Source organism: Streptococcus sp. HMSC072C09, from assembly GCF_001813105.1.
Classification (GTDB): domain Bacteria; phylum Bacillota; class Bacilli; order Lactobacillales; family Streptococcaceae; genus Streptococcus.
This window is the reverse complement of record NZ_KV811485.1, coordinates 190,294-202,690: the sequence shown is the minus strand read 5'-3', so window position 1 is coordinate 202,690 and position 12,397 is coordinate 190,294. Positions and strand designations below refer to the sequence as shown.

Here is a 12,397-nt window from a genome sequence, read left to right as displayed (position 1 = left end):
ATTTTTAAGCCAATCCTTCTTTAGTCATTGTTTCTGAAATAGCTGCGATCGCATCATCAGCGTCAGCACCTTCTGCAGAGATTACAACGTCTGCTCCTTGACCAACACCAAGGCTCATAACACCCATGATTGATTTCAAGTTAACTGATTTACCTTTGTATTCAAGAGTAATATCTGAAGCAAATTTGCTAGCAGTTTGAACCAACAAAGTTGCTGGACGTGCGTGGATACCTGTTTCTGCCACGATGTGGAAATCTTTAGAAGCCATAGTTTGACTCTCCTTTTTAAAAATAGTTTTTGAGTTACCTTTTGATAACCCTTACAATTTGGTATTATATCATCTTTTGAAATTTTTTTCAAGATTTTTATCACTGACTTACAGAAAAAGACTGCGAAAAATCCCAATTTAGATACATTTTAAGAAGCAACTGAAGAACAGAGAAAATATCTTTTCAATTTTCTACTATATTATAAGTAACATTTTCCTCCGCTTTCAATGAAAAGAAGCTGTTTAACCACAGGATATTGATTCACCAAAAAATTATAACTAATTAAAGATGCTTTAAAGCCTATTCCTATCCCATTTCTTCGATTTTCACACTTTTCACTCACCACAATATATTGTGCTTTGAAAACTCCATTTCATCTCTTTGCACAATATTTAGTTTTATTTTGTTGACAAGTTGCTGGATTTTGTTTATACTGTTTACAGATTTATATTTCGATAGGAGAACGGAAAAGAAATGGTAACCATTTATTCAAAAAATAATTGTGTTCAATGCAAAATGACCAAGCGATTCCTCGATAGCAATCATGTGGAATACCGCGAAATTAACTTAGACGAACAGCCAGAATTTGTAGAGCATGTTAAGAACCTTGGCTTCAATGCTGCTCCAGTTATTCAAACACCGGATGAAGTATTTTCTGGTTTTCAACCAGCTAAGTTGAAGAAACTTTCATAATAAACACAGTATTTTGCTTAAATAGGGTCTAGCGTTAGCAACCTAACACTAGACTTTTTACTTGGGAAGAGAGGACTTCTCCTCTTCATTTTTTTGAACTAGAAAAGGATTATTATGGGATTAAAATCTCTTGAAGATGTGACGTATTTTCGTCTTAACAATGAAATCAACCGTCCAGTAAACGGCCAAATCATGCTTCATAAGGATAAAGAAGCTTTGGATGCATTCTTTAAAGAAAATGTTGTACCAAATACTAAAGCCTTTGACTCGATTACAGACAAGATTCAGTACCTTCTCGAGCACAATTACATTGAGAGAGCTTTTATCGAGAAATACCGTCCTGAATTTTTAGAGGAATTGGCCCAATTTATCAAAGACCAAAACTTCCAATTCAAGTCCTTCATGGCGGCCTACAAATTCTATAACCAATACGCTTTGAAAACAAATGATGGAGAATACTATCTTGAAAGCATGGAAGACCGTGTCTTCTTCAATGCTCTCTATTTTGCAGATGGAAATGAAGCTATCGCGCGAGACATCGCAAACGAAATTATCCACCAACGCTACCAACCAGCGACTCCTTCTTTCTTAAACGCTGGACGTGCCCGCCGTGGAGAATTGGTTTCATGTTTCTTGATCCAGGTAACCGATGATATGAACGCGATCGGACGTTCCATCAACTCTGCCCTTCAACTTTCACGTATCGGTGGTGGGGTTGGGATTTCCCTCAGCAACCTTCGTGAAGCTGGAGCACCGATCAAGGGGTATGAAGGAGCCGCTTCTGGGGTCGTACCTGTTATGAAACTCTTTGAAGATAGCTTCTCTTACTCTAACCAATTGGGACAACGCCAAGGGGCTGGGGTGGTTTACCTCAATGTCTTTCACCCAGACATCATCGCCTTCCTTTCTACTAAGAAAGAAAATGCTGATGAAAAAGTTCGGGTTAAGACTCTCTCACTTGGCGTCGTCGTACCAGACAAGTTCTATGAGTTGGCTCGTAAAAATGAAGAAATGTACCTCTTCAGCCCATACTCTGTGGAACGTGAATACGGAGTACCATTCAATTACATCGACATCACTGAAAAATACGATGAGTTGGTTGCTAATCCAAACATCCGCAAGACAAAAATTAAAGCACGTGATTTGGAAACTGAAATTTCTAAATTGCAACAAGAATCTGGCTATCCATATGTAGTCAACATCGATACTGCTAACCGGGCAAACCCTGTTGATGGGAAAATCATCATGAGTAACTTGTGTTCAGAAATCCTCCAGGTTCAAGAACCAAGCTTGATCAACGATGCCCAAGAATTTGTCCAAATGGGAACTGACGTCTCATGTAACCTTGGTTCAACCAACGTGGTTAACATGATGACTTCACCTGATTTTGGACGTTCGATTCGTGCCATGGTCCGTGCTTTGACCTTCGTTACCGATAGTTCTCATATCGTGGCCGTTCCAACTATCGACCACGGAAATAAACTGGCGCATTCGTTCGGACTTGGAGCTATGGGACTTCACAGCTACCTTGCGCAACAATTGATTGAATACGGATCCCCTGAGTCTGTTGAGTTCACAAGTATCTACTTCATGCTCATGAACTACTGGACTCTCGTAGAATCAAACAACATCGCGCGTGAACGTGGTGTTACATTCCACAACTTCGAAAAATCTGATTATGCCAACGGTAGATACTTTGATAAGTACACGACTGGAGAATTTGTACCAAAATCTGATCGCGTCAAAGAACTCTTTAAAGATATCTTTATCCCAAGTGCTGAGGATTGGGCAGAACTGCGTGCTAAAGTTCAAGCAGATGGTCTTTACCACCAAAACCGCTTGGCTGTCGCACCAAATGGATCTATCAGCTACATCAATGACGTATCTGCTTCTATCCACCCAATTACACAACGGATTGAAGAACGCCAAGAGAAAAAAATCGGTAAGATCTACTACCCTGCAGCAGGATTGTCAACGGAAACGATTCCTTACTACACTTCTGCCTACGACATGGATATGCGAAAAGTCATCGATGTCTATGCTGCCGCAACTGAACACGTAGACCAAGGTCTTTCACTGACTCTCTTTATGCGTAGCGATATTCCAAAGGGTCTTTACGAATGGAAAACTGAAAACAAACAAACCACTCGTGACTTGTCTATCCTTCGGAACTACGCCTTTAACAAGGGTATCAAGTCTATCTACTACGTCCGTACCTTTACAGATGATGGTGGAGAAGTTGGCGCCAACCAATGTGAAAGCTGTGTCATCTAATCCGCTATCCTAGATAGCTATCAAAAGTCGGTTCGCCGACTTTTTGTGCGGTATTCTATCAATTTATGGTAGAATAGTAACGATTGAATGAATAGAAAAAGAAAGTGATGCAAATGGAAACATACTACAAAGCCATTAACTGGAATGCGATCGAAGATGTCATCGATAAATCGACCTGGGAAAAACTGACAGAGCAATTCTGGTTGGATACACGTATCCCTTTGTCAAACGACTTGGATGACTGGAGAAAGTTGTCTAATAAAGAAAAAGACCTAGTTGGTAAAGTCTTTGGGGGATTGACCCTTCTAGATACCATGCAATCTGAAACAGGTGTTCAGGCTCTTCGTGCGGATATTCGTACTCCCCATGAAGAAGCTGTCTTTAACAACATCCAATTTATGGAATCTGTCCATGCTAAGTCTTACTCTTCTATCTTTTCTACTTTGAATACCAAGTCAGAAATCGAAGAGATTTTCGAATGGACCAACACCAATCCTTTCCTTCAAAGGAAGGCAGAAATCATCAACGAAATCTATCTCAATGGGACCCCTCTTGAAAAGAAAGTCGCCAGCGTTTTCCTTGAAACCTTCCTCTTCTACTCTGGTTTCTTCACACCTCTCTACTATCTTGGAAACAACAAATTGGCCAACGTAGCTGAGATCATCAAGTTGATCATTCGGGACGAATCTGTTCACGGAACCTATATCGGCTACAAGTTCCAACTTGGATTTAACGAATTACCAGAAGAAGACCAAGAAAAACTCAAAGAGTGGATGTATGATCTTCTCTACACCCTCTATGAGAATGAAGAAGGCTACACAGAGAGCCTCTATGACGGTGTGGGCTGGACAGAGGAAGTCAAGACCTTCCTTCGCTACAACGCCAATAAAGCCCTCATGAACTTGGGACAAGATCCGCTTTTCCCAGACTCAGCAGATGACGTTAACCCAATCGTCATGAACGGAATCTCAACCGGTACTTCTAACCACGACTTCTTCTCTCAAGTCGGAAATGGTTACCTTCTCGGTGAAGTAGAAGCCATGCAGGATGACGATTATAACTACGGACTATAAGACAAAAACCTTTCCAGACGGAAAGGTTTTTTTGTTGCAATCTTTTTCTAATTGGATCTGCTTTTTTTTGAAAAAAGAGGTTGGACAAACATCCAACCTCTCCGATTATTACAATTTACCTGCTACGGCATCCAACAATTCTTGGATTTTCGCTTGGTTGCTTCCTCCTGCCATGGCCATGTCTGGTTTACCACCACCACGTCCATCGACGATTGGAGCCAATTCTTTGATCACATTACCTGCATGCACATCTTTTGTCTTGCTAGCAACAAGGACGTTGACCTTGTCACCAATGGCTGCGACAAGAACAAGCACATCAGAGTAGTCTTTTTGTTTCCAGTTATCTGCAAAGGTACGAAGGGCACCTGCATCTGATACAGAAACTTGGCTGGCAATGTAACGGTGACCGTTTGCTTCTTGAACATTCTTGAAGACATCCCCTGCTGCCGCTGCTGCCGCTTTTTCCTTCAATTCTGCATTTTCTTTTTGCAATTGACGGAGTTGTTCTTGAAGACCTTCCACCTTGTGAGGAACTTCTTTGAGTTGAGGTGCTTTCAAGGTTGCTGCGACTGCTTTCAGAGCATCTTCTTGTTCACGATAAGCTTCAAAGGCTTCCTTACCAGTTACTGCCAAGATACGACGAGTTCCTGATCCGATCCCTTCTTCTTTGACAATCTTGAAGAGACCAATTTCAGAAGTATTGCCTACGTGGGTACCACCACAGAGCTCAACAGAGTAATCCCCGATAGTGACAACACGAACTTCTTTACCGTATTTTTCACCAAAGAGGGCCATAGCTCCCATTTCTTTAGCAGTATCAATATCTGTTTCAATCGTTTCGACTGCGATTGCTTCCCAGATCTTTTCATTGACTTGTTGTTCAATAGCACGCAATTCTTCTGGAGTCACAGCTTGGAAGTGAGTGAAGTCAAAGCGAAGGAATTCTACTTCATTGAGAGATCCCGCTTGGGTTGCGTGGTTACCAAGGATATTGTGAAGAGCCGCATGGAGCAAGTGAGTGGCTGTGTGGTTCTTCATAACACGATGACGACGATTGGTATCAATAGCCAAAGTGTATTCTTGGTTCAAGGCAAGTGGAGCAAGAACTTCAACCGTATGAAGCGGTTGTCCATTTGGTGCTTTTTGAACGTCTGTCACTGTCGCTACGACGTTTCCTGCAGCATCCAAGATTTGACCATGGTCCGCAACTTGTCCACCCATTTCAGCGTAGAATGGAGTTTCTGCAAAGATCAGTGATGCAGTCCCTTCAGATACAGCTTCTACTTCTGCATTATCCGCTACGATTGCTACCAACTTAGAAGGCAATTGGCTAGCATTGTAGTTGAAGCTACTTTCAACTGTGATGTTTTGAAGGGTTTCATTTTGCATCCCCATAGATCCACCTTTGACAGCAGATGCACGCGCACGTTCTTGTTGTTCCTTCATAGCTGCTTCAAAACCTTCACGATCGACTGTCATTCCAGCTTCTTCAGCGATTTCTTCTGTCAATTCTACTGGGAATCCGTAGGTATCATAAAGTTTAAAGACATCTTGACCGGCAATCACTGTTTGACCTTTGGCTTTCAAATCTTCAACGATGGTTTGGGCAAAGTGTTGACCAGAGTTTAAGGTACGAGCAAATGATTCTTCTTCACTCTTGATAATTTTTTCGATAAAGTCTTGTTTTTCAAGTACTTCTGGGTAGTAACTTTCCATGATCTTCCCAACGGTTGGAACCAATTTATACAAGAAGGTTCCTTCAATCCCCAATTTTTGACCATGCATGGAAGCACGACGGAGGAGACGACGAAGAACGTAACCGCGTCCTTCATTACCTGGAAGAGCCCCATCTCCAATCGCAAATGAAATCGAACGGATGTGGTCAGCAATCACCTTGAAGCTCATATTGTCTCCATCTGGATCATAGGTTTTACCAGACATCTTTTCCACTTCACGAATGATTGGCATGAAGAGGTCTGTTTCAAAGTTAGTCTTCGCCCCTTGAATAACGGCTACCAAACGTTCCAAACCTGCGCCCGTATCAATGTTCTTGTGTGGCAATTCCTTGTATTCGCTACGAGGAACAGCAGGGTCAGCGTTAAATTGTGACAAGACAATGTTCCAAATTTCGATGTAACGGTCGTTTTCGATATCTTCTGCAAGCAGACGAAGACCGATATTTTCAGGGTCAAAGGCTTCTCCACGGTCAAAGAAGATTTCTGTATCTGGTCCAGAAGGTCCCGCACCGATTTCCCAGAAGTTGTCTTCGATTGGGATCAAGTGAGTTGGATCTACCCCAACAGCGATCCAACGGTTGTATGAATCCTTGTCATCAGGGTAATAGGTCATGTAAAGTTTGTCTTTAGGGAAATCAAACCATTCCGGACTTGTCAAAAGTTCATAAGCCCACGTAATGGCTTCATCACGGAAGTAATCTCCGATAGAGAAGTTCCCCAACATTTCAAACATGGTATGGTGACGAGCAGTCTTCCCTACGTTTTCGATATCATTGGTACGGATGGCTTTTTGAGCATTTGTAATCCGTGGATTTTCAGGTTTGATGGTTCCATCGAAGTATTTCTTAAGAGTGGCAACCCCTGAGTTAATCCACAAAAGTGTAGGGTCGTTTACAGGAACCAAGCTAACAGATGGTTCTACAGAGTGGCCTTTGCTTGCCCAGAAATCAAGCCACATTTGACGAACTTGTGCACTAGATAATTGTTTCATATTTGTCTCCTAATTTTTTTAAGATTAATTTGCGCCAGCTTCTAACATTTCGACATAATCGATGGCGACACAAAGTGAGATGACTAAATCAGCGTATTCATCCTCATACACCGATACTTGGTAGGTAGAGGTTAGATGAAAGAGTTCCTTGCTAATCTCAGCGACGATTTGATCCCGATCATCAAACAATTTGAATTCTAGGTCCCAGATATTTCCCTGTACCCGCAGTCCCAAATCTTCGATATCGTATTTATCCCTGAAGAGCGTCAGCTTTTTATGGATAAAAAAGCGATCCCCATCCTTCAACTCAACCACAAACTTGGGAAGAAAGCTGATTGTTTTTTTGGTGATATGGCTCACTTCTTGTCCATTCTTATCGTAGATGGTAAAAGTCTTGGGAATCTTAAGAAAAGATCCCTCAACCTGGTACTCAACATTTCCCAACTCATCTTTGATATCGAACCGCTCGCCACCCAATCGAAATTTTTGTTTCACTTGATAGGTTCGCATCTTTTGATCTCCTTTAAAAAGCTCCAGACAACTGCCCATAAACAAAAGACAAGCCACTAAACGAAGGGCGAAAAACCGCGGTACCACCTTCATTCAATGAACTTGTCATTCTTCATTTTATATGCAATTGTCTCAGCCGAGTAGCAAAATCATTTCTCTTCCATGGCTCACACCCCCGCCACTTCTCTGATTCCGAGTAACAATGATTTATTCTCAACTATTTCATTATACAAGTTCCAAAAGGAACCGTCAACTATTTTTTAGATGATGATTTGCTATCGCTCGTTTGAACACCGATATTTTGCAAATATTGGTTAAATGTTGATTTGAAGGCATCATCTTTGACCTTGATATTGGCATTGGTCATCGCTTTTGCAATAATGCTACGGATGTAGTTGGTATCTTGCTTACGACCATCAACAATGATCTCTTTCAAACGTTTTTCGTATTTCTTCCAGTCAGAGCCTTTTTCTGTCTTCTTATTCAATTTGACAATATAGTAGCTAGCAGAATAGTTTTGACCTGCTGAAACTGTGATCACATCTGAAATGCCGTTCTCATCCAACTTAAAGGCAGCTTCTTTGACTTGAGATGGAATATCTGCTGTTCCTGAATCAAACTTGACTTCGCCACCTTTGTCTTTTGTAGCAGTATCTGTTGAATTGTCTTTGGCGATTTGGGCAAAGTCTGCACCTTCCGCTTTAGCTGCTTCCAACACTTCTTTTGCTTTATCTTCTGAATCTAACTTGATAATTTGTGCTGTTACTTCTGGTGTGTAAGATTCAAAAGCCGCCTTGTAGTCAGACTCTTTGATATCTTTCTTAGCAGCTTGGTTGACTGCATATTCCAACAACATATTGCTACGGATTTGTTTCTTTGCTGTTTCTTCCGTCAAGCCTTGTTGCGCCAAGTAAGCATCGAATTGCTTGCCTAATTGTTTCTTTTGTTTAGCCAATTCTTTATCGACTTCTTTATCAGAAACTTTTGATCCATATTCTTTTTCAAAGACTTTATTGATGGTCATTTGGAAAAGAACTTGTTGAGCACCTTGGTTGTTTTTGATTTCATTATAGAAATCAGAAACTGTAATCGTGTCCCCTTTCATGGTCACGATATCTTTGTTTGTGCCATTGGCACACGCTGCTAGTGTTACGACTGATAGCAAGGTCACAGCACCTGCTACAAGTTTTTTCTTCATGAAAATTATTCTCCGTTCCTTTTTAAACTTCTTCTATTTTACCACAAATTAGAGAGAATACCTTAAATTTACCTAAAAAGAGCTAGGATCTGGCAAGGTTACCGTCTCTGTATTTTTCCGAATCATCAAAATACCATCTCCAAGTGGCACCAAACTAGCGGTCAAATCTGGATGATTGAGAGTCGCATGAAAGAGGTTCTGAAGCCCCCGGTAAATGGTTCGTTGCCCACGACGCACTTCCATGATGTCCTTGGCAACATCTCCTCCTTGGAAAATATCATCCAATACCACGACTCCCCCAACCTCTAAGAGTTCGAGAATTCGTGGCAAAAAGACGATGTACTTAGACTTAGCAGAGTCCATAAAGACAAAGTCATAGGTCTCTGTTAAATCCTGCAAGACATCTACTGCATCTCCTTCAAGCAAGGTGATTTGTTTTCTCTGATCGTATTTAGCCAGATTTTCCTTGGCAAAGCCAATCATCTCTTCATTCCGATCAATAGTGGTAATTTGTGCATCGGGAGCATTTTCAGCCATTAAGAGCGCTGAAAATCCAATTGCTGTCCCAATTTCCAGGATTTTCTTTGGTTGTAGGGCTTGCAGGAGTAGTCTAAAGTAAGCTACCGTTTCATGCGGAATAATCGGAATATTTTCCTTGCGGGCGAATGCTTCTAACTCCTCCAAGGCACCTGCTACCGGTTTTTGACGCGTGCGCATAAAGTCAACGATCTCGTCTTTAACCACTGGCCGGCGCATATTGTGGTTGGCATTTTTACTATAAGACTCTACCATCTTATGCGAGTCCTAATTTTTCTACTAGGGCTTCAAATTCATTCAACCGACGTTCAAAGACCGCAAAGGCTGCGTCCAAGTAGTCTTCTTTTTCCATATCCACACCTGCTTTGCGGATGACATTGAGTGGATAATCAGAATTTCCAGCTTTCAAGTAGTCGATATATTTATCACGATCTTCTTGTGTTCCATGAACAATCTTTTCAGCTAAGGCTGAAGCTGCTGCAAAACCTGTTGAATATTGGAAGACATAGTAGTTATAGTAGAAGTGAGGAATCCGAGCCCATTCATATTGGATCTCAGGGTTGTCTTCTTTTGAAAGACCATAGTATTTTTCATTGAGCTCTGCATAAAGGTTGTTCAAGAACTCACTAGTCAAAACGGTACCTTCTTGGTCTGCTTTATGGATGGCATGCTCAAATTCAGCAAACTGCGTTTGACGGAAGACGGTTCCACGGAAGCCATCCAAGAAGTGATTCAAAATAGCAAAACGAGTTGCATCGTCTTCTACTTCTTCTAACAGACGTTCGGTCAGGATATTTTCATTGGTTGTAGAGGCGATTTCGGCAAGGAAGATGGAATAGTCCCCATAGACATAAGGCTGGGTTTCACGGGTATAGCTAGAATGCATACTGTGACCAGTTTCATGCACCAAGGTGAAGAGATTATCCAATGTATCTTGCCAGTTCAACAACATGAAGGCATTGGTATCATAAGAACCACCTGAATAGGCACCTGAGCGTTTTCCTTGGTTGACATGCACATCAATCCACCGTTCGCTAAAGGCACGTTTCACACGAGAAAGGTAGTCCTCACCCAAAACAGCCAAGACTTCTTCTGCTTTGGCCAACGATTCTTCATAGGTAAACTTGTAGTCTGTATCGGATAATGGCGTATACATATCGTACATCTTCAAGTCTGAGATTCCTAGAATTTTTGAACGCAATTGCACATAGCGTTGCAAGAGTGGCAAGTGTTTGTTGACCGCTGCCACCAAGCTATCATAAACACTTTCTGGTACAAAGTTTTCAGAAAGGGCCGCTTCACGGGCAGATGAGAATTTGCGAACTTTGGCATTAAAGTTGTGAACTTTCACATTGGTTTGCAAGGTTTTAGCATAGGTATGTTGGTACTGTTCATAAACCTTGTAGAGGCCTTCGTAAGCTTCTTTACGAACGGCACGATCTTTTGATTCTACCAAAGAAATATAGTTTCCATGGGTTAATTGAACCTCTTCGCCCTTGTCATCATGCACAGTTGGGAAAACAATATCTGCATTGTCCAAGATTTCAAAGGTTTCACCCCCAGCCGCAAAGATCTCACCAGCTCCTGCAAGTAATTCCTCTTCTTTTTGAGACAAGACATGTTCTTTTTTCTCTAGCAAACGATCAAAATAATGACCATATTGTTCCAAGGCTGGAACTTCACTCACAAAGGTCTTGTATTGCTCATCCGTAATGGCCATGAATTCAGGCTCATAGAAGGCAAAGGTTTCACCTAACAAGCTATAAAGAGACATCCCTTTTGATTGGTACTCTTGGTATTTAGCCACTCGTGTGTCTTGGTCATTTTTCATATGGGCATAGACGTAGACCTTTTCTAAACGACGACTCAATTCCAAATATGCATTGGTTGTATCCAACAGTGTTTGCGCTGAATCCAACAAATGGCCAGCATAGTGGCTTGCTGCTTTAATATCTGTAGCTAAGCTTGCTGCTTCTTCTTCCCAAGCTTGATCTGTCGCAAAAATTGTCGACAAATCCCATTGGTATTTTTCATCAATTTCATTACGTTGTTTTACCATTTCGATTAATCCTCCAATGGTACTATTTTAGCATAAAAATGAACATTTCGGGAGGTTTTCTATCTTAGAAAGTTAGCTTTTCTGTTGAGCATAAAAACGTGGGGGATAAAGGATCTGAACGGGTTGGATCCCTTGCGACTGATAATAGGTCATAAATTGCTGGTAGTAACCTTCTACATCCTCTTTAATTTGGAGCAAGTTCTGTGAAAGGATCGGACGACAAAGAGGATAAAAGAAATCCAGCCCCAGTTCCATCAGATGGTGTCCCTGCATATAGAGTTCTTCCTGAAGCTTCAGCCACTTTGGATGACGATAAAAGAGTTGCTGCTGTATATACGTTAAAAATGTACGATCGAGCTCGACTGCCATTTGCTGCATGGGTTGCGAAAGATAAGGGGTCCGTAAGACTTCCAGTAAAGACCTTTGGCCAAAAGGGAAAATTTCTGTTTGATAATGCAATCGCCCTCGTAAATCCTCATGGATGAGGTATTGCAGACGTAGCTCTTTCTTTGTCAGATCCAATTCCCAAAGATGGAACCCTCGATTCTGACTAAAATAAAGAAAGCCAGCCTGCAGCTTTGTTAGTCTTTCCTTGAGCCACAACTTTTTACCAAGTAACCAATAGACCTGGTAACCGTTGGATCGATAAGCATCGCTCCTCTCCTTCAAGCGTTCTAAAGATAAGGAGCTGCACTGCACTTCCAAAGCTAAGTTCTTGTCTACTACCAAAAGATCGGCAATTTGTTGAAAGTCTGCTAAATAACTTTCTACCTCTGTATTAGATTCCTTAGAGGCCCAATCATAAAGACAAGCTTTTAATTCCAGATGTTCAAAACTCTCAGCTTCGTGATGGTAGGGACAATGCTGTAATTTTATATGAGCAAAATGAGCCCGTAGAACCGAGCCATTTTTTAGACGCACTGGACTATGACAAGCCAAGCAATAGAAGGGACCTTCTGTCACAGCTGGGATCTCTTCCATACAGTTCCACCGCTTTTGATTGTTATCCATGGCAATAAACATAGGCCCACCTCCTCATCTATATCATTCGAAAAAA

The 12,397-nt window shown here is 41.5% G+C and carries 10 protein-coding genes; 3 read left to right on the top strand and 7 right to left on the bottom strand.

Translation table 11 applies throughout. The annotated features are described in order from the left end of the window. Window positions 1-4: 4 nt before the first annotated feature. The gene (locus tag HMPREF2893_RS01055; protein WP_003006411.1) at window positions 5-268 is read right to left on the bottom strand and encodes a phosphocarrier protein HPr; all 264 of its coding nucleotides are present in this window, start codon (window positions 266-268) and stop codon (window positions 5-7) included. 475 nt (window positions 269-743) lie between these two features. On the opposite strand from HMPREF2893_RS01055, the gene nrdH reads away from it, so the two are divergent. The 3 genes from nrdH to nrdF all read left to right on the top strand — a co-directional run bounded on the left by nrdH (window position 744) and on the right by nrdF (window position 4,309). Continuing rightward, window positions 744-962, top strand: a complete 219-nt coding sequence (gene nrdH / locus HMPREF2893_RS01050) for a glutaredoxin-like protein NrdH (protein ID WP_003006408.1) — start codon at window positions 744-746, stop codon at window positions 960-962. Between the two features lie 114 nt (window positions 963-1,076). Continuing rightward, on the top strand, window positions 1,077-3,236 hold the full coding sequence (gene nrdE, locus HMPREF2893_RS01045) for a class 1b ribonucleoside-diphosphate reductase subunit alpha (protein WP_070673840.1): 2,160 nt from the start codon (window positions 1,077-1,079) through the stop codon (window positions 3,234-3,236). 113 nt (window positions 3,237-3,349) lie between these two features. Continuing rightward, window positions 3,350-4,309 carry a class 1b ribonucleoside-diphosphate reductase subunit beta gene (gene nrdF, locus HMPREF2893_RS01040; protein WP_070673984.1) on the top strand — a complete coding sequence of 320 codons (960 nt, stop codon included), beginning with the start codon at window positions 3,350-3,352 and terminating at the stop codon, window positions 4,307-4,309. Window positions 4,310-4,417: 108 nt separating this feature from the next. Here the strand turns inward: nrdF and alaS are convergent, their stop codons facing one another. The 6 genes from alaS to HMPREF2893_RS01010 all read right to left on the bottom strand — a co-directional run bounded on the left by alaS (window position 4,418) and on the right by HMPREF2893_RS01010 (window position 12,363). Beyond that, on the bottom strand, window positions 4,418-7,036 hold the full coding sequence (gene alaS / locus HMPREF2893_RS01035; protein ID WP_070673839.1) for an alanine--tRNA ligase: 2,619 nt from the start codon (window positions 7,034-7,036) through the stop codon (window positions 4,418-4,420). A gap of 24 nt (window positions 7,037-7,060) precedes the next feature. Then, window positions 7,061-7,546 carry an LURP-one-related/scramblase family protein gene (locus HMPREF2893_RS01030; RefSeq protein ID WP_003012021.1) on the bottom strand — a complete coding sequence of 162 codons (486 nt, stop codon included), beginning with the start codon at window positions 7,544-7,546 and terminating at the stop codon, window positions 7,061-7,063. Window positions 7,547-7,799: 253 nt separating this feature from the next. Next, window positions 7,800-8,744 carry a peptidylprolyl isomerase PrsA gene (prsA, locus tag HMPREF2893_RS01025; RefSeq protein WP_070673838.1) on the bottom strand — a complete coding sequence of 315 codons (945 nt, stop codon included), beginning with the start codon at window positions 8,742-8,744 and terminating at the stop codon, window positions 7,800-7,802. Window positions 8,745-8,816: 72 nt separating this feature from the next. Continuing rightward, a complete protein-coding gene (locus HMPREF2893_RS01020; protein ID WP_049496750.1) occupies window positions 8,817-9,536 on the bottom strand; it encodes an O-methyltransferase in 720 nt (239 codons plus the stop codon). A gap of 1 nt (window position 9,537) precedes the next feature. Next, the gene (pepF, locus tag HMPREF2893_RS01015; RefSeq protein ID WP_070673837.1) at window positions 9,538-11,340 is read right to left on the bottom strand and encodes an oligoendopeptidase F; all 1,803 of its coding nucleotides are present in this window, start codon (window positions 11,338-11,340) and stop codon (window positions 9,538-9,540) included. Between the two features lie 72 nt (window positions 11,341-11,412). Next, window positions 11,413-12,363, bottom strand: coding sequence for a competence protein CoiA family protein (locus HMPREF2893_RS01010; protein WP_070673836.1), 951 nt, complete (start codon window positions 12,361-12,363; stop codon window positions 11,413-11,415). Between the last annotated feature and the right edge of the window lie 34 nt (window positions 12,364-12,397).

Bases quoted from the DNA above. Each gene is read 5' to 3' on its own strand.
- nrdE (WP_070673840.1), top strand. From the start codon at position 1,077: ATGGGATTAAAATCTCTTGAAGATGTGACGTATTTTCGTCTTAACAAT.
- prsA (WP_070673838.1), bottom strand. From the start codon at position 8,744: ATGAAGAAAAAACTTGTAGCAGGTGCTGTGACCTTGCTATCAGTCGTA.
- nrdH (WP_003006408.1), top strand. From the start codon at position 744: ATGGTAACCATTTATTCAAAAAATAATTGTGTTCAATGCAAAATGACC.
- HMPREF2893_RS01010 (WP_070673836.1), bottom strand. From the start codon at position 12,363: ATGTTTATTGCCATGGATAACAATCAAAAGCGGTGGAACTGTATGGAA.
- pepF (WP_070673837.1), bottom strand. From the start codon at position 11,340: ATGGTAAAACAACGTAATGAAATTGATGAAAAATACCAATGGGATTTG.
- HMPREF2893_RS01055 (WP_003006411.1), bottom strand. From the start codon at position 268: ATGGCTTCTAAAGATTTCCACATCGTGGCAGAAACAGGTATCCACGCA.
- HMPREF2893_RS01030 (WP_003012021.1), bottom strand. From the start codon at position 7,546: ATGCGAACCTATCAAGTGAAACAAAAATTTCGATTGGGTGGCGAGCGG.
- alaS (WP_070673839.1), bottom strand. From the start codon at position 7,036: ATGAAACAATTATCTAGTGCACAAGTTCGTCAAATGTGGCTTGATTTC.
- nrdF (WP_070673984.1), top strand. From the start codon at position 3,350: ATGGAAACATACTACAAAGCCATTAACTGGAATGCGATCGAAGATGTC.
- HMPREF2893_RS01020 (WP_049496750.1), bottom strand. From the start codon at position 9,536: ATGGTAGAGTCTTATAGTAAAAATGCCAACCACAATATGCGCCGGCCA.